The organism is Staphylococcus sp. Z5-21 (assembly GCF_056529615.1).
This window is the reverse complement of sequence record NZ_CP096462.1, coordinates 175,932-194,935: the sequence shown is the minus strand read 5'-3', so window position 1 is coordinate 194,935 and position 19,004 is coordinate 175,932. Positions and strand designations below refer to the sequence as shown.

18 protein-coding genes and 3 pseudogenes are annotated in these 19,004 nt (G+C 32.6%); 5 read left to right on the top strand and 16 right to left on the bottom strand.

Features of this window, described 5'->3' with window-relative positions; all coding sequences use genetic code 11:
• Nucleotides 1-202 precede the first annotated feature (202 nt).
• The 9 genes and pseudogenes from lplA to M1D64_RS00840 all read right to left on the bottom strand — a co-directional run.
• Nucleotides 203-1,117, bottom strand: a pseudogene (gene lplA, locus M1D64_RS00880) (lipoate--protein ligase); the annotation flags it as partial.
• Nucleotides 1,113-1,388 (bottom strand): annotated as a pseudogene (locus M1D64_RS00875) (FAD-dependent monooxygenase); the annotation flags it as partial. The pseudogenes M1D64_RS00875 and lplA, both read right to left, overlap by 5 nt.
• 16 nt (nt 1,389-1,404) lie before the next feature.
• Nucleotides 1,405-1,953: pseudogene (locus M1D64_RS00870) on the bottom strand (PadR family transcriptional regulator).
• A 202-nt stretch (nt 1,954-2,155) separates the two neighbouring features.
• On the bottom strand, nt 2,156-3,799 hold the full coding sequence (locus M1D64_RS00865) for an alpha-keto acid decarboxylase family protein (protein ID WP_119649787.1): 1,644 nt from the start codon (nt 3,797-3,799) through the stop codon (nt 2,156-2,158).
• A 159-nt stretch (nt 3,800-3,958) separates the two neighbouring features.
• Entirely contained in the window at nt 3,959-4,420 is a 462-nt protein-coding gene (locus M1D64_RS00860) for a MarR family winged helix-turn-helix transcriptional regulator (RefSeq protein WP_002482118.1), read from the bottom strand.
• A gap of 267 nt (nt 4,421-4,687) precedes the next feature.
• Nucleotides 4,688-5,434 (bottom strand): glycerophosphodiester phosphodiesterase family protein, encoded by a 747-nt coding sequence (locus M1D64_RS00855; protein WP_011302166.1) that lies wholly within the window; start codon nt 5,432-5,434, stop codon nt 4,688-4,690.
• A gap of 258 nt (nt 5,435-5,692) precedes the next feature.
• A complete protein-coding gene (locus tag M1D64_RS00850; RefSeq protein WP_011302165.1) occupies nt 5,693-6,043 on the bottom strand; it encodes a DUF4064 domain-containing protein in 351 nt (116 codons plus the stop codon).
• Between the two features lie 26 nt (nt 6,044-6,069).
• The gene (locus M1D64_RS00845; RefSeq protein ID WP_480977530.1) at nt 6,070-7,056 is read right to left on the bottom strand and encodes a DUF4352 domain-containing protein; all 987 of its coding nucleotides are present in this window, start codon (nt 7,054-7,056) and stop codon (nt 6,070-6,072) included.
• A gap of 455 nt (nt 7,057-7,511) precedes the next feature.
• Entirely contained in the window at nt 7,512-8,399 is an 888-nt protein-coding gene (locus M1D64_RS00840) for a LysR family transcriptional regulator (RefSeq protein WP_002482115.1), read from the bottom strand.
• A 94-nt stretch (nt 8,400-8,493) separates the two neighbouring features.
• Between M1D64_RS00840 and M1D64_RS00835 the strand changes: the two genes are divergently transcribed.
• Nucleotides 8,494-9,702, top strand: a complete 1,209-nt coding sequence (locus tag M1D64_RS00835; RefSeq protein ID WP_074381770.1) for an MFS transporter — start codon at nt 8,494-8,496, stop codon at nt 9,700-9,702.
• Between the two features lie 297 nt (nt 9,703-9,999).
• On the opposite strand, the gene M1D64_RS00830 is transcribed toward M1D64_RS00835, so the two are convergent.
• Nucleotides 10,000-10,974, bottom strand: a complete 975-nt coding sequence (locus tag M1D64_RS00830) for a tRNA dihydrouridine synthase (protein ID WP_002482113.1) — start codon at nt 10,972-10,974, stop codon at nt 10,000-10,002.
• Nucleotides 10,975-11,171: 197 nt separating this feature from the next.
• On the bottom strand, nt 11,172-12,308 hold the full coding sequence (locus M1D64_RS00825; RefSeq protein WP_048787506.1) for a YbfB/YjiJ family MFS transporter: 1,137 nt from the start codon (nt 12,306-12,308) through the stop codon (nt 11,172-11,174).
• 219 nt (nt 12,309-12,527) lie between these two features.
• On the opposite strand from M1D64_RS00825, the gene M1D64_RS00820 reads away from it, so the two are divergent.
• Complete coding sequence (locus M1D64_RS00820) at nt 12,528-13,331, top strand: DUF3100 domain-containing protein (protein ID WP_037537482.1); 804 nt, start codon at nt 12,528-12,530, stop codon at nt 13,329-13,331.
• A 5-nt stretch (nt 13,332-13,336) separates the two neighbouring features.
• On the top strand, nt 13,337-13,789 hold the full coding sequence (locus M1D64_RS00815; RefSeq protein ID WP_037537480.1) for a hypothetical protein: 453 nt from the start codon (nt 13,337-13,339) through the stop codon (nt 13,787-13,789).
• A gap of 220 nt (nt 13,790-14,009) precedes the next feature.
• Here the strand turns inward: M1D64_RS00815 and M1D64_RS00810 are convergent, their stop codons facing one another.
• Together M1D64_RS00810 and M1D64_RS00805 are read right to left on the bottom strand one after the other, a co-directional pair.
• The gene (locus tag M1D64_RS00810; RefSeq protein ID WP_037537479.1) at nt 14,010-14,357 is read right to left on the bottom strand and encodes a DoxX family protein; all 348 of its coding nucleotides are present in this window, start codon (nt 14,355-14,357) and stop codon (nt 14,010-14,012) included.
• 20 nt (nt 14,358-14,377) lie between these two features.
• The gene (locus tag M1D64_RS00805; protein ID WP_041079894.1) at nt 14,378-14,938 is read right to left on the bottom strand and encodes a TetR/AcrR family transcriptional regulator; all 561 of its coding nucleotides are present in this window, start codon (nt 14,936-14,938) and stop codon (nt 14,378-14,380) included.
• Between the two features lie 141 nt (nt 14,939-15,079).
• Between M1D64_RS00805 and M1D64_RS00800 the strand changes: the two genes are divergently transcribed.
• Nucleotides 15,080-15,310, top strand: coding sequence for a DsbA family protein (locus M1D64_RS00800; RefSeq protein WP_052463675.1), 231 nt, complete (start codon nt 15,080-15,082; stop codon nt 15,308-15,310).
• A gap of 4 nt (nt 15,311-15,314) precedes the next feature.
• Nucleotides 15,315-16,025: a DsbA family oxidoreductase gene (locus M1D64_RS00795; protein WP_052463674.1), complete on the top strand. Its 711-nt coding sequence runs from the start codon at nt 15,315-15,317 to the stop codon at nt 16,023-16,025.
• Between the two features lie 144 nt (nt 16,026-16,169).
• Here M1D64_RS00795 and M1D64_RS00790 read toward each other — a convergent pair whose 3' ends face one another.
• The 3 genes from M1D64_RS00790 to M1D64_RS00780 all read right to left on the bottom strand — a co-directional run bounded on the left by M1D64_RS00790 (nt 16,170) and on the right by M1D64_RS00780 (nt 18,998).
• Entirely contained in the window at nt 16,170-16,442 is a 273-nt protein-coding gene (locus M1D64_RS00790; RefSeq protein WP_180373870.1) for an Ig-like domain-containing protein, read from the bottom strand.
• Nucleotides 16,402-17,109: an Ig-like domain-containing protein gene (locus M1D64_RS00785; RefSeq protein WP_129334970.1), complete on the bottom strand. Its 708-nt coding sequence runs from the start codon at nt 17,107-17,109 to the stop codon at nt 16,402-16,404. The genes M1D64_RS00790 and M1D64_RS00785 overlap by 41 nt, the downstream gene beginning before the upstream one ends.
• A gap of 89 nt (nt 17,110-17,198) precedes the next feature.
• A complete protein-coding gene (locus M1D64_RS00780; protein ID WP_235304915.1) occupies nt 17,199-18,998 on the bottom strand; it encodes a DUF4012 domain-containing protein in 1,800 nt (599 codons plus the stop codon).
• Nucleotides 18,999-19,004: the final 6 nt, after the last annotated feature.

Here is a 19,004-nt window from a genome sequence, read left to right as displayed (position 1 = left end):
TTCCAAAACAATATGTATAGGTATAGGACCATTTACATCTCGTTTAACTTAATTCTTTTTCATTTATTAGCTTTATTCTACTTTATCGGTTCAGTGAATTCAAAATCTATCACTTCCTAGATTGGTTAACTATTTTACCAAACTGAAAATTCATCAAAAAAGTCTGAAACATTAATATGTCCCAGACTATATATTCGTTGTATTAACTTAAAATCACATCTGCAATTTCTTCGGCAGTTGTTTTGCCAAAATAATATGTCAAATCTATCTCATTTAAAGCTGCAACAATGTCTTCTTTTACGACACGCACACCCATTAACTGAGCTTCTACATCCTTTATATCACCTTGACCGAAAAAGTCTCCATAAATACGACATGCAGCAATGCGTCCTTTTTCAACTGCAAGTGAAATGTCAATTGTTCCAGCAGTCAATCTTGCATCTCTATTATATTCATAACGTGGAGAACGTCCAAAATTCCATTCCCAATTATGATATTTATTGTCGAGCATTTCATCAATGACTTTCCAATCCACTTCCGTTAACTCATAACGTTTCGCTTCACTTAAATCATCAATGCCTAAAATTTGCTTAACCATTAAATCTTTAAATTCATGAATCGTAACATCTTGGTATTCAGATGCTAAATACGGTCTGATACTACCGACACGAGAACGCACGGATTTAATACCTTTAGATTCTATTTTTTTACGATTTGGTTTCAGTACGTTAACCATTGGTTCATAATCTACATCTAATAAAAGTGAATAACCACCGTAAATACGTCCTTTAATCAATGTCATTGCTGCACGAGATATTTTCTTACCATTAGCCGCTAAATCATTACGGCCACTTTGTACAACTTCCGTTGCTCCAAGTTGATGAAGGGCATCGATACCAGGTTCATAGAATTTTTTGAAATCACCATAAATCGTGCCATCGTTTTCCAATATACAGCACATATTCACTGCACCACGGTCTACATAAACTGCACCACCACCAGTATCACGGCGTACAACTTTAATATTGTGCGCTTCTACATAGTCTTGATTAATTTCTACTGCCGTATTTTGAAAACGACCGATTTCCACTTTAGGATCACAATAATACGGGAAAATGAACTGTACCATCTTTACCAATAACACGGGTATCTTCACCTTCATAACGTACCAGTGATTTAAACGCTTCATATATACCTGCTTCTTTAAGTAGGAGTTGTCCTGTATCTGCGTGAATATCCAATGAACCCCCACGATTTTTATTTATCTCCGGTGATTCCTTTTCAAAAATAGTAAAATTATAACCCTGTTGTTGTAATAGCAGCCCTAGCATTAATCCACCTGGACCGCCTCCAATAATTGCTATGTTTTTAATATTTTTTACAGTCATACGATACCTTCTTTAATTAATATAATTGCTTTAATTCGTTTTTAGTTTTTTCAATAAATGCATCAAACTTTTGTTTCTTCTCAGCGTCATTCAATGCTTCTTTATTTTTTTCTATAATTTCTCTGAATAAATCTTATAACTGCGTACGTGCTTCCTTCATTGCTTCAAAATCCATATTTTTAAAATGTTCTAATCGCTGTAACATTTCATCGTTCATATTTTCATTTAAAAATGCATTACCTTCTTCTGTAATTGTGTATATCTTTTTCTTGCCGTCCTGAGAAATAGAAACAAAATCTCTATCTTCCAACATTTGTAATATCGGATATACTGAGCCAGGGCTTGGTGAATAAAAACCTTTAAATTGTGCCTCTAAATCCTTAATGATTTGATAACCATGCTTTGATTCGTCTTTAAGCATCTTGAGTATGACAAATTGTAAGTTACCTTTTTTAAAAAATCTTTCTCTACCTTGAGGATCTCCAAATCTTTCTTGACCTCTACCAAAACCGAATTCAAATCCTTCACGTTTTCTCTTTGTATTATGAAAATGTCTTCTAAACATATAAATCACCTTTATTTCGATATATCGAAATATGTCAACGATATATCGTTATTTTTAAAATTTATTTATATCTAACGTAAAATAAAGAACGACACAAACCCAAATTTTACCTTCGGATTTGTGTCGCTCTTATCTTTATTAATTATACTGCTAATTATCTAATATATTTTAATGACTGTAATCTTGCATCATTGCAACGATATTAACCATTTTGTTTTGCGAAAGCTTGGCCAATTGCATTTAATTTATGTGGCGCGTCATGAACACCCATCTTAACTTCAATGAAGTGCATTGTGTCTGGTTGCGCTTCTATTTGAAGTAGTACTTTTTGAAATGCTTCACTCGTATTCACATCATGTACTTGAACTTCATCTTTTCCACCAAATACGGTAGGTAATAATTTATAATCCCACATCTTAATATCGTTATACATAGCATTTTCACCATGGATTTTACGTTCTACTGTGTAACCATCATTATTAATCACAAAAATAATAGGTTTAATCTTCTCTCTAATCATTGTTGATATTTCCTGAACCGTAAGCTGTAGTGATCCATCTCCAATCAACAATAAGTTTCTACGACTTGTATCTGCCATTTGTGTGCCTAAAGTAGCTGGCAATGTGTAACCAATAGAACCCCAAAGTGGTTGTCCAATAAATTTATTGTTATGTTTCAATGCTAAATCATACGCACCAAAGAATGATGTACCTTGTTCAGCTAATATAACATCTTCTTCTCTAATAAAATCTTGCATCATTTTGAAATACGTTTCTTGTGTTAACGGCTCATCAGTCAAATCGTAATCATGTGCTTTCGATTGTTTAAATTTTGGAAATTCCGCATTATTCACATAGTTAATGGTATTCAAGCCGTCCAATAAATCTACCAATGATACTTCTGTATCTTTCGTTTCATTCATTTTAAAATGATGATGATTAATCATAACTACATCGTCAATATCAAATTGATATGAATAGCCAGCTGTAGCAGAGTCAGTTAATTTTGCACCTATATTTAAGATAGCATCACTTTGATCTACGTAATTTCTAATATCTTCTTCGGCTAACGATGCATCATAAATGCCCATGTAGTAAGGAGATGTTTCATTAAATGCGCCTTTACCTAATGAAAGTTGTACAACCGGAATTTGAGATTGCTTTACAAACTGTTCAAGCTTCTCATGTAATTTAAAACTATTAATTTCATGTCCGGTAATAATAACTGGTTTGTCTGCACTTTGTAATTTATCTTTAACCATTGTCATGTACTTCGTTACATCAGTCTGTGGTCGTTGTTCAATTTCAAATGGCGTTGCTACATCAATTTCACTATTTGCCACATCAATGGGTAAATGAATATGCACAGGTCTTTTTTCATAAAGTGCTGCATTGATTACTCTTGGAATTTCACTTTGTGCATTTTCTGGTGTAATATACGCTTGCGCTGTAGTAATGGATACATACATATTTCTATAATCATCAAAATTCCCTTCTCCTAGAGAGTGATGTACATATTTCCCAGCGTTTTCAACTGCTCTTGTAGGTGCACCAGTTATTTGAATCACAGGCACACGCTCAGCGTATGAACCAGCTATACCATTAACGGCACTTAATTCTCCAACACCAAATGTCGTAACCATTGCGGCTATACCTTTCATGCGAGCATAACCATCTGCTGCATAACTCGCATTCAACTCATTCGTATTACCAATCCATTCCATGTCGTCTCGGCTAATAATGTCATCTAAAAATGTTAAATTAAAGTCTCCTGGAACACCAAACACTTTATCTACACCAACATCACTGATACAGTCCATTAAATATTGTCCAACTCTTTTTTTCATTTTCATTTCCCCTTTCAAACCATCTCAATTACACTACAAATTTAACTCATTTATTATAAAAGGTCAACAATGTTGACTTATATATTGATAGCGACTTTTTGTTTTAAAAAAGAAAACGATACAGCTCGTTACGCTATATCGTTAGTTAGACACTCATATTTATTTGTTAAAATCATCTTTTAGATATTTCACTTCCTGAAAACCAGTACGGTATGAAGCCAATTCTTCCATAATTGCATACCAATCATTACCTACTTTTTTCTGTATATCTTGAAACATATCATTTTGTTTTTTATTTAACTCTCTAACTAATTTCGTACCTTTATCAGTAGGATATAACGCTTTGACACGCTTATCCGTAGCTGTTTGCTTTTCAATGATGTAAGCTTCATCTTTTAATTTTTTTAATGTGGCATGACTACCTTGTTTAGATATTTCTAAACTTTTCAATAAATCTTTAATTGTAATACCAGGTACTTTCTCAATAAAAAATAAAAAACGATGATGTTGTCTATTCAGCCCATATTTTTCGATAATTTCATCTGCAGTGTTAATAAATGTTTTATAGGCAAAATAAAACAACAAATTCTCATAATCATTGTTATTACTATTACTTTCCATTACACACAACCCTCTGTTTCTTATTTTAATACAATTTTACTAGCTGAAATCCATTTGAGCATTATCCATACGTATATTACTCACTATTTTCTTTATTATAACAGTTCTCATACCACGGATTATCTAATTTTCATATATTAACTGTTGAGATGTCTAATTAATAATAAATGATTACTTTTTTGTTTACTTATTTTCTAAAATGCTTACACACATAAAAGTGACTTCTTATTGCTAAATCGTCATCAGTACCCATTCATTTTTCAATCATTATGGTCTCTCTAAATGAATCATATCGTCAGCATGATCCGTAAAAATACCATCTACGCCCCAATTAGCTAATTGATTCGCACGTAGTGATTTGTTAACTGTCCACACATTTAATGTATAACCTGCATTTTTTATCATTTTCACACGCGCTTGAGAAAGTTTGGCATCTTCAATATTCACAATATTTGATCCACAAAAATCTAATAAAGTTCTCCAATCTCCTTGGAACGCTGCAGATTTAAAAATTAATGCTCTTGGATATTCTGGCAATAACGCTTCGGCTAATTTAACTAAATAGACATTAAAACTTGAAATCAATACTTCTATATTCGAATCTAGTTCTTTTAATTGTTCAGCGACTTGTGTAACCATACTTTCAGATAAGGCCGTACCATTCGAACCACTTACGCCCTTTAATTCAATATTTAGATTTATTTGCGTTTCATTCGCCATCTTGATGACATCTTTAAAAGTCGGCAATCTTTCAGCTTCAAATGCTTTGCCAAACCAACTGCCAGTCGAAGCATTTTTTATGTCCATATAATCTAATTGAGTTACTTCACCTGTCATATCCGTTGTTCGATCAAGAAAATCATCGTGTATGATAACTAGCTGTTCATCTTTCGTAATTGCAACATCTAATTCAATCCATTTTAAACCAGGTATGTCAGCAGCCTTTTTATATGAAGCCAGTGTATTTTCTGGCGCTTTACTCGGTAAACCTCTGTGACCATAGATTGTAAACATCGAACCATCCTCTTCCGTTATCGTTTTCCATAATTATGATATGAACATAGCCATATTTCAAATAATCTATGTAAGATTCATGAAACTATTATTTATAATATGCCTTATTTAAAAATTAAAAACACCCTCAAATATGTACTAAATTCCTAAAATTAGGTTTTCATACCAATTTTCAGGTGCACATCATTGAGCGTGTTTCACTTTTATCATTACTAAAAACTATTTAAAGTATTGTCACTATTTTCGTTAAATACTAACTTATTTTCTAATTAAAGCTAAGATACCAGCAACTAAAATTAAAATTCCTGACAATATGCCAAAAAAGCTAATAAACACGATATTTAAAATGCCACCAACTAATAGCAACACTCCTATAAGTACTCTTTTTTTATTTATTATACAACTAAGCACTAGAGTTATAATACATGTTAAAATAACTGCTATGCCTAATCCTGTAATACTACCACTTTCAGTAGCTCCAAATTCTGCACCAATACCATCAAGCATAATAGCAAATAATCCACCTAAAATACCAAATATACTTCCTAAAATTCCTAAAATCATTTCTGCTACCCTGTTTGTTTGTCTAACCGTTTGATTTTGATTCATATTTATTTACCTCTTTCATTTTTAGTTTATGCTGCGTCATCTTCTGATGTATCTTCATCCGTTGTATCTTCTTCTTCGATTTTCTTCATTTCTTCTTCGTATTCTTTATCTATAGCTTCCATTTCCTCTTCATACTCTTTTTCATCTTGTTCCATTTCTTCTTCTAAAGCTTTGTCTTCTTGCTCCATTTCTTCTTCTAAAGCTTTATCTTCTTCATCCATTTTCTTATCATATAATGCGTCAACACGTGCTTCTAATTGATCATATTCGATTTCTAACACATCATCGTCTACATGATTCATTTTTTCACCATCAGTTAATGCGTTATATTCATCCACTAGTGCGTTATACATTTCTGCTGAATATCCTGTTTCTTCACTTTCAGTATCTTCTGAGTCTTCATCTGTTATTTTTGGTTCTTCGCTGTCTTCTGATTCAACATTAGTGTCTATTTCCGCTTCATCATTCGACTCATTACTATTAGCTACAGATGCTTCCTTGATATCTGTTTTTTTAATTTCCCATTTAGCTTTTACATTATTGAATTTTGGCGTAGCATCCATCTCTAAAGTATAATTATCACTATCCGGCACATCATAAGTTATGTATCCAGAACCAGTGTTCCCTTTATTTAATTGATGAGAAAAGCCTGCATTCGTATCGTCATTACCAAACCATTCTTGATAATTTTCATTATTTACCTTCATGCTAAAGTCAGATGAATCCATAAGCACCTGATCTTCATTATTATTTTTAAATTTCAAATACACTTTAATAACTTTTCCGTTTTCTGGTGCACTATATTCGTCATAATCATTAACATATTCAATTTTAGTTAATTTCACTTGCACACCATCTGCATCAACAGCCTGTCCAATTTTAAACTTTTTCATTTTGCTAGTTGCTTTTGATTTATCTGAATCTTTATCCGCGCTTTTTGCTTCATCATTTTCAGTACCACAACCAGCTAATACAAACATAACCATTATTACAAAAAATAATAATCTTTTCATATTATCCCAATCCCCCAATTTTATTATTATTATTATTTATTTAATGTGTTTTACTCCATTTTAAAATTAATTATACACATACTCTATAATCTTATAAAATTTTTAATTAAAATCAATAGTTTTTAAAAGAAAAATTTTACCTTTTAAAATATTTTTGAATTGCGTATATAAAATGACTTAAAATAACAAAATAACCGTACAAAATTTATTTGTACGGTTATTTTGTGTAATTATTTTTGGAATTTTTAATACTAAACGAAAAAGTATGTATCTCATTCCTTTTCATCTTGATTGTGAAGCCACACCAACAAATACGCCTCACTATTCGTAATAATGAGGGAAGCGATGTATAAATGAATGCTTATTTTTATCACGCGTATTATAACACCACAGCAAGTAAGAAAGAAAAATGGAAGTTAACTCAAATATAGTTAATTATTTAAATGATTATGCCTCTATTTTTGTATCTTTGAAAAATATTCAATCAAACTTTCTTTAGTTTTATTTATTATTGGAACCTTGTTACTTTTATTTTTATAACACAATCCTATCGTTCTTTTCGCATCATGATTTTTTATTGGAATTTGTTTCAAATTAGGTAAGCGCACATCCCTCAAATGTGGCAATATAGATACGCCCAGTCCAGAACTGATAAATGTCGCTATTGTAATGACTTCGTCACCTTCAAAACTAATTTCCGGTGTAAATTGATATGCTTTTAATATTTCATCTACTTGTTGTCGTAATAATAAATTAGGCTTTAATAATATGAATTTTTCATTCACCAATGCTTCAATAGCAATTTCACTACAATGGCTTAACCTATGCTGTTCATGTAATGTCACATATAATTTTTCTACAATGAGCGGTTCAAAATGCGTATTTTGACTTGTTTCAGAAATAGTAGTAATAATCATATCCACTTCCCCGTCATCTAACATTGTAATTAAGCGTTTCGCATCATGTTGTATCAATTTCAATTGGATATTTGGATATGCTAAATTAAATGACTTTAAAAATTCTGATATATAGGTCACGCCCACTGAATGTAAAAAACCTATGACTAATTTCCCATTATATACATTAGTAGCATCAAGCACATTACTTTTATAGATATCCATTTCATTGATGATATTATTCGTCGTTTTTAAAAATGCGATACCGTACTTATTCAGTTTAATCGTTCTTCCAACCCTGTTAAAAAGTGGGATGCCTAGTTCCGCTTCTAAGTTCTTTATCGCCCTACTCAACGTTGATTGACTTACGTTTAACATTTTTGCACACTCTGACATATTTTCAGTTTGTGCTAATTGCTTAAAGTATTCAAAGTGATGCCACTCCATCTCAACAACCCCTTATGCATATTGTGCATTCATTAAATGAAAATAATGCATTTTTTATATTATTAATTACATGCTAACATAAATACATCAGATCATAAGCGGGGTTTTAACATTGGACGATTTAAAAAACAACTATGTCAAAAAAGGATCACAGGCTTATATAAAAATCATTGTTGCCCTGTTCATTTCAGGATTCACTATATTTTCAATTCTTTATAGTGTGCAGCCACTTATTCCACATTTTACAAATGCTTTTAATGTAAGCGAAACCGTTGCTAGTTTAGCGCTGTCTGCAGCAACAATCACCTTAGCGATTGCAATGCTGTTCTTCGGTGCACTATCAGAAGTTTTAGGTCGCAAACCGATTATGATATTTTCTGTTATATCTGTGTCACTTTTAGCATTGGTGCAACCTTTTATTTTAGATTTTAATACTTTTCTAATCGTGCGCTTGATACAAGGTATCTGTTTAGCAGGGCTCCCTTCCATAGCAATGGCTTATATTGGCGAAGAAATTTCTTCACATAATTTACCTGAAGCTATGGGAATTTATATTAGCGGTAATGCTTTTGGTGGTGCTTTTGGGAGGATATTCACTGGTTTTATTTCTAGTATTTATGGTTATCAAACAGGTCTAATTTCAATAGGTATCATTAGTGTGATTGCTGCAATTCTTTTTACATTTCTATTACCTGCATCTAACCATTTCGAAAAACAACGCTTTTCTGTCAAAGCATTATTAGTGAGTTACAGTAAACATTTGAAGAATATTAGATTATTAAAACCATTTATGATAGGTTTTTTGCTTTTAGGTTGTAACATTGCAGCCTTTAACTATATCGGTTTTGTATTAGCGGATGAACCCTATCATTTACATGATAGTGTGATTAGCTTTGTTTATTTATTATTTTTAATCGGTATGATTTCATCTATACTTAATGCAAAATTAAGAGCACAACTTGGGACTTTAAATGCTTTGAAATTTAGTATATTGCTGCTCATTTTCGGTATTTGGATCACACTTCTACCGCCATTACCCTTTAAAATACTAGGTTTAGCATTTAGTGTTTATGCGTTTTTCAGTGGTCATGCAATTGCAAGTGCAGTTGTTACAAGTCGTGCCGAAGATCATAAAGCACAGGCATCTAGTTTATATTTACTTTTCTATTACATGGGGTCATCTGTCGGTGGTACTTTAGCAGGGATTTTTTATGGCGCTATTCAATGGCCTGGTGTTGTATTGATGATTACAGCATTTATGATCATTGCCTTTATCATCGCGCTTACTATAAAACAAAAATAAGAGAATAGAACAGAAATCAAATTTTCTAATAGAGATTTGTTAGTTACATCCCTGCAATGTTGGCTGGGATAAAGGGTTACCCTAATCTAAAGGTCATATATAAGAACGACGCGTTTCTCTAAAAATAGAAAATAGTCTCTTTAAATAAGTGAGACTTTATATTTTCAATTCTGTCACCTACTACCTAATTTCAAACAGAGTCCGAGACAACTATCTATGCCTCAGACCCTCATTACCATAATAAAAAGCTAACTCAGAATCCTTATGATTTCAGAGCTAGCTTTTATTTTTGATATTTTATTTGACTTGTTCCGTTTGTGCTTCAAATTCATCAAGTAATTTCCGAGCATCATCTGTCGTATTCGTACTCATCAATTGATGTCTTAATTCACTTGCACCTCGGATGCCTCGCACATATATTTTAAAGAACCTACGTAATGGCTTAAACTGACGTGGTTCATTTTCAGTATATTGATCGAACAAATCAAGATGTAATCTCAATAGTCCAAGTAACTCTTCACTCGTATGTTCTCTCGGCTCTTTTTCAAAGGCATATGGATTATGAAAAATCCCACGGCCAATCATTACGCCATCAATGCCATATTTTTCTGCAAGTTCAAGTCCTGTCTTTCTATCTGGAATATCTCCGTTAATTGTTAACAACGTGTCTGGTGCAATTTCATCACGAAGCTTTTTAATTTCACCAATCAATTCCCAGTGCGCATCTACCTTACTCATTTCTCTACGTGTACGTAGATGAATCGACAAATTTGCAATATCCTGTTCAAATACATGTCTCAACCAGTCTCGCCATTCATCAATTTCAGAATAACCAAGACGCGTTTTCACACTTACTGGTATACCGCCCGCTTTAGCTGCTTGAATAATTTCTGCAGCTATTTCAGGACGTTGAATTAAACCCGAACCTTTTCCTTTTGTCGCAACATTTGGCACAGGGCAACCCATATTCAAATCGATACCTTTAAATCCCATCTCTGCCATACCGATACTCATTTCTCTAAAATGATCTGGTTTATCTCCCCAAATGTGAGCAACAATAGGCTGTTCATCTTCGGTAAATGTTAAACGCCCACGCACGCTATGGACACCTTCAGGATGGCAATAACTTTCTGTATTCGTAAACTCAGTAAAAAATACATCTGGTCTGCCCGCTTCACTAACCACATGACGGAAGACCACATCAGTAACGTCTTCCATCGGCGCTAATACAAAAAATGGACGCGGTAATTCACGCCAAAAATTTTCTTTCATATATAATTAAACCTTCTTATCTATTATTATCTCGAATTTTTATTCATGACGATATTACCACAAAATGTCAACTTACACAAAAAGATGATAACCAATAAAAAAGACTACACACATATATCTTCAGAAGCCTTTTATAGATATAAATCATTCTTGCTTTGATATTATGATATGCTATACAAAAACACTTTGCACAAAAGTTAATCTGTTACTCTATAGCTATAAAAACTACTTAATAAGCCGATACACAGTATAACTGCTGCAAATATTAATGCTGCATTATAATTACCTGACTCGCCAATTAATACACCTGAAAAAGCAGGTGCAATCATTTGTCCTAAACTATATATGACAGTTAATGAAGCGACTAAATTAATTTTACTAGCACTTTCAAACATCAGCGTTTGTGCTTTAGACATGAATAATGTCGTCAAGCCAAGGAATGTTGCTCCAAAAAATAGCGAACTAATCACCAAACTCATCATACTTCCTGAAAATACTGGCAATACCACAGCAATAATTTGTAGGATAAACGCCAAATATATTGCTTTCGCATGCCCTAGCTTGTTAGCCATCATCGACCACAAAATCGTTGACGGAATTGCACCCAAACCTACAAACATCCAACTTAAAGCTGCATAATCGGCTAATTCGGGTATAGATTTAACGATGGCTACTAAGAAAGTACCCGTTATAATATATCCTGCACCTTCACAAAAATATGCTATTGAAAATCCCCAAATAAATTTTTTCTTCAACTTAACCGCTACATTATTTGTGTTATTTGATGAATTGGAATCTTCATTTTCAGTGATTGGATTTTCACGCATTCCAAATAATACAAAACTTCCCATAATTAATGAAAAAAGACTAAGTACAATCCAAGTCATCTTCCACGTGTCAGCACTAGTATAGATGAAAATAAATATACTACTTGTAAAAATTCCTAAACCTACACCACTGTACAACAAACCTGAAATACCATCTTTCTTAGCTACTCTTAACGCCTCAAGGGCTACATTTGATGCTAAGACAAAAACAGTACCACTTGTTATCCCAGAAATGAGGCGTAATATGGTCCAAACTGTAAAATCGTCCAATAACCCCATCATTAAGGTTGAAATGATATTTATAAATAAATAAATTTTCAAATCTGTAACTTTGTTCACTATAACTAACCACATAGGTATGATAGCACCTATTAAATAACCTAAATAGTTGATTGTTGCCAATAAACCAGCACTTTGATTATCCATATGACCTGTTTGTTGCATAAATGGCATTATAGGTGTATATGCAAAACGTCCAATCGCCATCACTATAAATAAACAAACCATCCCTAATATGAGTTGTCGGTATGCGTGTTGCACTTTCACCACCACTTTCTAACTATAATGATTCCATTATACGCCTAAGCTTTCACTTTACATATATTAAATTCCAAAAATATATGAATCACTTCTACCCCCTTTTAATTTTCGAATAGTAAGTATACAATAGATGCTATTAATATTTAGAATTTTCTTTATATTCAGATTATTGTAGGGGTGATTGATTTGGAACAACAAAACAACTTATGGAAAGATTGGAGATTACATAGCATCGTTTTGGTCATAGTCATTATTTCCGAAGTCATCGGTGCACATAAAATACCTTTGGGCATGACATCAATCCTCTTATTACCCGTAGTGTATGCTGTACTATTAGGTTTAGCTGTTTATTTCACGCCATTGATTAAGCACAAACAAGCTAAAAATTCTGAACCTATGGTGTTCATTTCTGTAGCTTTACTTATAGCAAAATTTGGTGTAGAAGCCGGACCTGCTTTACCCAAAATTATTGCTGCTGGTCCAGCTTTGATACTTCAAGAAATTGGTAATTTAGGAACCATTGTATTTTCTTTACCTTTGGCGATTTTACTTGGACTTCGTCGTGAATCTATCGGTATGACCCACTCTATAGGGAGAGAACCTAATTTAGCATTAATCACTGAAAAATTCGGCATTGCCTCTCCTGAATGGCGAGGCGTTATGTCCATGTACATATTTGGTACTATTTTCGGCGCTATCTTTTTCAGTATATTTTCTGGCATCATCATTTCAATTCTACCTTTAAGTCCCATTGCTTATGCTATGGCAACAGGTGTGGGAAGTGGTGTAATGACTGCCGCCGCACTTGGTCCTCTGGTAGAAATGTATCCAGATCAGACAAGCACAATCACAGCTTTTTCTGGTGTAAGTAATTTACTCACGTCCGTGACTGGTTTATATGTCGGCATGTTGATTGCACTACCTTTAACTAGAAAATATTATAGTTTAATCATGAACATCAAAAATAAATTTACTAAGGAACAGGAGTGATTAGAATGTCATCAAAAGTGATGAATTGGATACTTACTTTATGTGTTGTCGGTATTATTTCTTTATTAAGTAACTGGATAGGCTATAGCATTATGCCATTAAACGCTTTACCAGGCATTCTTTCACTCATAGCCATCGCATTACTAGGATTAATACTCCGTGACATCGTGCCTTTTAATATCCCTAGTATTGCCTACATAGGCATTATTGGCTTGTTATTAACTATTCCAGGTGTACCAGGTGCAGCACATATAGTTGAATGGACTGAAAAAGTAGACTTATTATCACTCGCAACACCTGTCGTTGCTTATGCAGGTGTTTCAATTGGTAACTCTTGGGCAGATTTCGCAAAGTTAGGGTGGAAAACAGTTGTTGTGGGTATTGTCATTTTAATAAGTACATATATTGGTTCTGCCTTAGTTGCGGAAATCGTATTAAGAATACAAGGGATTGTATAAAATTTTCGTAGATATAGTTTGGCAATGATGAATAGATAGTTCAAAATAGCCTGAGACATAAATAGATGTCTCAGGCTATTTTCCAATTAGATTGATATGAATACTTAAATAACTAACACTAATACCATAAAATTGATATTTTAATTTTCCTATAAATCATCAACTGACTATTCAAAAAAGTTGCCTAAGACAATGCCTTATGTCCCAGGTGCCAAAGTTTTTAAACTATCAATAGATAAATCAATATAATCAAATTCAAAACAAATAATACGATGGCTGGCAGTGCTTTTTTAATAGAGTCTTTCCCAAGGAATACAAGTGAACCTGCACCTGCCAACATAGTTGAAGCTAATAAAATACTCGCAAATATAGCCAATGGTATATAAAAAATACCAACAAGCATTGCTATACCACCTATAAGTTCAAACAGCCCTGTAATTTTATTAAAAATTGGTGGATAACCTAATTTTGCAAATTCCTGTTTCATAGCACCAGATAATATTTTCAAGCCTGTCATTATAAAAAAGATACCTAAAATAATTTCCAATATGATAATAATAATCCCCATAACAAACACCTCATTTCATTTTATTTACGAGATACCAATCCAGAAATAATATAAGGTGTGACACTTTGAATATATGTCTCAGCTGGAACATCACTAAATCCATGACACCACTTTTCAGAAGCTCTATAAATACTTGCGCTTAACATACTCGCTGAAAGCTGACGAATACTATCATCTTCAAAAGGAACATCTGCTAATAATTTATACAACATTCTCTCGGTATGCTCTTGAATGATACTACCTATTGTTTCAGGATAACTCCTATGATATCTTCTATTTAATGATAATTGAAATTCTGCAATAGCTTTAAAAATACTGGCAATTGTTTCTTCATTCAACTTATTATCTTTAAAATCTTCATAATTTAAGTTAATCAAAAGTTCTTCAGCTAAAACTTTGTCCAATAGATCATAAATATCACTAAAGTGATAATAAAATGTTGCTCTATTAATTAATGCTTCTTGCGCAATGTCTTTTACCGTTATATTTTTAAAATCTTTTTCATCTGAAAGCTTTATGAATGCTTGCATAATAGATTTTCTAGTTTTAATAACTCGTAAGTCTGATTTTGATTCTACCATTCGGCTCCCTCATTTTCCTCCAACATTCGTGTCCGTATATTGAATATCCAACATAATACACATTTTGTTGGTACTTATGATATACATTTATCACTATTATAAAGCTATATACTTTTTAATTAAACTTTGGAGGTTAGGAACATGAAACAAAATATGGTATGCGATATCTATTCTGGCATTTGTACATCTAGTGATGACAACACAATAGAAACTATTGATTTTAATTTCGATACACCTAAGCTAACTTTATACTATGTAACAGATCCAATGTGCTCACATTGTTGGGCATTTGAACCTATATTAAATAAATTATTAGTACAGTACAGTACGGTCATTTATTTAATTTTCAAATGGTCATGGGTGGATTACTAGAAGCATGGGGAGACGGACCATAGACCCCGCTAACGGTATTTATAAACCTGCAGATGTTACACCACATTGGCAAGAAGTCGGTCAATACTCACGTATGCCGATTGATGGTACAATTATGGAAACAGATCCCATTCAATCTTCATTTCCAGCATCTCGTATATACAAAGCCATTCAGCAGTTAGATTCTCCTTCAAAAGCAATAGAATATATCCGTCTTGTTAGGGAATCTGTATTTGTTTTCAATAAAAATATTTCAAATCAAACCGTATTAAAAGATATTGTTCATACTTTATATAAGGATAATCATGATATGGATATAAAACATATTTTCGATTTAGCTAATAGTCAGAAAGGCCACAGACTACTAACAGAAGACTTCAATTTAGTGCGTCAATTAGGTGTTCGCGGATTCCCGATGATTGTTATTATAAATAATGACAACAAAGGAACCAAAATTGTTGGTTCTAGAGCATTAAATGTTTATATCGAAACATTAAAAACACTTGATACTACAACAAAAATGATGACAAAACCACTACCAAACCTAGAATTGTATTTAAAAGAACAACATAGATTATTTTCCAAAGAAATAGAAACAATGTACGATATTAAGGAAGATGAAGTTCCCCAATTTGTCAAAGAGCATATAGATCCTTCACGCTTTAGTGCCAAATCTATACTCGGAGAAAACTATTTCGAAAGTACTTCTACATAAAACATAAAAAAAGAGCTTGGGACATAAATTGAATTGCACCCCGTCAAGTAGACAAATAAATAATTAAATTATCGGTTAATCTCGGTTTATACGAGATTAGCCATTTTTAATGTAATTCTTTCATTATTAAAGAATGTTATATACTCATTGATAACTTGAAACACTTGTTCTATTAGATATATTACCTGCTTTATCTGTAATATTGATAATAAGAATTTCATTACCTAATAACTTAATTTCACTTGGTATGCCTATAGAAAAATCACCTTGTTCATCTGCTTTTCCAGTAATAATTTGTTTATTAGGGAATTGAATTGTCACGCTTGCATGAGGCTCTGTTTTACCTATAATTTGAATATCGTTATTTGTGACATTATCAACTTTTGGTGCTTCTGGCACCGTTTTCATCAGCGACATCTTTCGTTGTTTTTGGTGATTCGTTGCCGGCTTTATCTGTCGCTTTGGCGCTAACTTCTCCTCCATTGTTTAGCGCTCCTGTTGGAATATCTACAACGTAGCGACCTTGATTATCGGTAGTCGTTGTCACTTTTTGGCCGTCCGGGAACGTAATTTCAACTGTTGAATTTGGTTCAGATTCTCCTGTAATTTGGGTATCATTACTTGTGAAATCTTTCATTGTTGGCGCTAATGGCGACGTCACATCTTCAACTATGACAGAATTCGAAACATTACTATTAATGCCATTTTTTTCTGCTATTGCTGTTAAAATAGTTCCTGCTTTTAATGGTTTTTTTAAATTAATAATACTTGTAGTTTGTCCATTATTTAATATCGTCTGACCAACAATAACATTATTTTCATCTTTAATAATGATTGTTGAGCCCTCAACACCATTAATTTCAATTTCCTTACTTTGATCATTCACAGGATTTATGCTAGGTTTAAGTATTTCTTTTATATCTATAACTTTGAAAGTGTTAACTTCATCATTAGTATAATTTGGAGATTCGATAGCTATTGTATAAGTCCCTGGTTTTAATTTCGGAACTTGCATACTGAATGTACCATCCTCATTTAAAGTATCTATACTTATTAATGAGCCGTTTTCATCTAGTATTTTCACTTTTTGTTGAGGCGCTAAAAAATCTAAATTTACTTTACCAATTACTGTAGTATCTTCTGTAGTTATATCATCGGCTATAGGTTTTCCTACTAATGGAGAAGCCCATAACGTAATACTTTGTCACCATCATTTTTACGGTCACCATCCGTATCTTGATTAAAGGGATCCGTGTGTGATTTATGAAATTCAAAGTTATCTGTCAAACCGTCTATATCTAAATCTTGAATATAATAAGTAGATGATCCGAATGTATTTTTAATCATCCCACCATTCTTATCTGTCAGATACCCATAGAATGCAAAGTCTTCTTTTACTTTTGTAGTATTGCTAATTAAATTACCATTTTCGTCATATTCAGCATTTCTTGTTAATGTATTATTTGGACTTTGATTATATTTGATAACCAATCTAATGCCCACTGTTTCCGGTAATGCATTATGAAACACAATTAAATCATTTAAATTACTACTTGTAATTGACCCTCTACCATCTTTATCTATTGCCAAATCAGCGACTTTATTTTTAGGGTAATAGGTTTTATCGAAACCACTCACTCCATAAAAGTCATAACTATGTAATTCAATTGAACCAATATATGGAACAAGTTTCGAATCAATTTGGTAGTGATATCTCCATTGTTTATTTAATCCTGAATCTATTAGAGGGCCACCACAATTAAAAGTTCCATTTTTTAATATTTGTTGGTCTACCGTAATACCACCAAATTCACCAATATCGGAATCAAATTGGATAGCACCACTACTTCCTTTAAATGCACTATTCGCGGCATCAGAATTTGATGAGACAATACTATTAATTAAAGTTTCAGATGGCGTTAGGAAATAGCCGCTAGTTTCAGAAGTTTTAATCTTTTTGTTTTCTTGTGAATCTTTTACATATATTAAGTAATTTAACTTATCACTATGGTCTTCCATTTTTTCTAATATGTTCCGTACGGTATCGTCCAATTCTATTTTTCCGTTTTCAGCTGTGTACTGACTCAATATTTCCGCTCCACCAAAAAGGCCACCACTAGCTCTAATAAAGTTAACTTGCCAAATATTTGTTGCCTTACCCTCTTTATTTGCCAGTCTTACTAATTCCACTGATGAACTACGACCGGATGGGTTTACAGTTATTTTCTTAACATGGTTTGCAATAATGGGATCTAATTGTAAATTAATCTTATAAACATCTCCTGAATTTGCTCCTGTTAAATAACTATGTATTTGGAAAGGTATTGTTTTACTGTCTAACACTTCCTTCGTAGTTAATGGTTCTGGCTGAAAAATTAACGTTTGAAATGTATAGTTGTCAGAATAATCCAATGCTTCTAATGAACTATCTTCTGTCATTTCTCTTACACTTTTTGTTACTACAGGGTGATACAAATCATGTTTAGCAAGTAGCTTTCTTAATTTTATAATATCTTTATCAGTTAATTTTTTATAAGCTCTTGATGTTCCAATTATATTTTTATTAGGAGTTTCACTTTTATTTACTGTTTTTATATTTTCAAAATCAGTCGTTGCTCGTTTCACAGTTACTTTGGTTTTAATGTGATTATTGGTTTGAGATTGGTTATTTAGATTCTCTTTCGTTCTTGTTTGAATGGCACCTTCCTGAACCGCATCATTCCCCATTTTTTTATCGTTTATAGTTCCATTAAAATGACCAACATCTTCCGTTTTTATCTCTGTAAACTTTCGATTATTATTTTCATTTGGCTTAAGTTTTTCATCTTGTTGTTTATCTTGTTTTTCATCCTTTAAAACTGCTTCATCGAATTTTTTGTCTTCTACATTATTTCTAATAATATTATTTTCACTAATTTGTATTTTTGATATTTCACTATTTTTTTCAACGTGATTATTATCTTTATTTACCACAGAGAT

Coding starts and splice junctions, on each gene's coding strand:
- M1D64_RS00865 (WP_119649787.1), bottom strand. CDS start 3,799: ATGAAAAAAAGAGTTGGACAATATTTAATGGACTGTATCAGTGATGTT.
- M1D64_RS00860 (WP_002482118.1), bottom strand. CDS start 4,420: ATGGAAAGTAATAGTAATAACAATGATTATGAGAATTTGTTGTTTTAT.
- M1D64_RS00855 (WP_011302166.1), bottom strand. CDS start 5,434: ATGTTTACAATCTATGGTCACAGAGGTTTACCGAGTAAAGCGCCAGAA.
- M1D64_RS00850 (WP_011302165.1), bottom strand. CDS start 6,043: ATGAATCAAAATCAAACGGTTAGACAAACAAACAGGGTAGCAGAAATG.
- M1D64_RS00845 (WP_480977530.1), bottom strand. CDS start 7,056: ATGAAAAGATTATTATTTTTTGTAATAATGGTTATGTTTGTATTAGCT.
- M1D64_RS00840 (WP_002482115.1), bottom strand. CDS start 8,399: ATGGAGTGGCATCACTTTGAATACTTTAAGCAATTAGCACAAACTGAA.
- M1D64_RS00830 (WP_002482113.1), bottom strand. CDS start 10,974: ATGAAAGAAAATTTTTGGCGTGAATTACCGCGTCCATTTTTTGTATTA.
- M1D64_RS00825 (WP_048787506.1), bottom strand. CDS start 12,308: ATGGTTTGTTTATTTATAGTGATGGCGATTGGACGTTTTGCATATACA.
- M1D64_RS00815 (WP_037537480.1), top strand. CDS start 13,337: ATGTCATCAAAAGTGATGAATTGGATACTTACTTTATGTGTTGTCGGT.
- M1D64_RS00810 (WP_037537479.1), bottom strand. CDS start 14,357: ATGGGGATTATTATTATCATATTGGAAATTATTTTAGGTATCTTTTTT.
- M1D64_RS00805 (WP_041079894.1), bottom strand. CDS start 14,938: ATGGTAGAATCAAAATCAGACTTACGAGTTATTAAAACTAGAAAATCT.
- M1D64_RS00800 (WP_052463675.1), top strand. CDS start 15,080: ATGAAACAAAATATGGTATGCGATATCTATTCTGGCATTTGTACATCT.
- M1D64_RS00795 (WP_052463674.1), top strand. CDS start 15,315: ATGGGGAGACGGACCATAGACCCCGCTAACGGTATTTATAAACCTGCA.
- M1D64_RS00790 (WP_180373870.1), bottom strand. CDS start 16,442: ATGTCGCTGATGAAAACGGTGCCAGAAGCACCAAAAGTTGATAATGTC.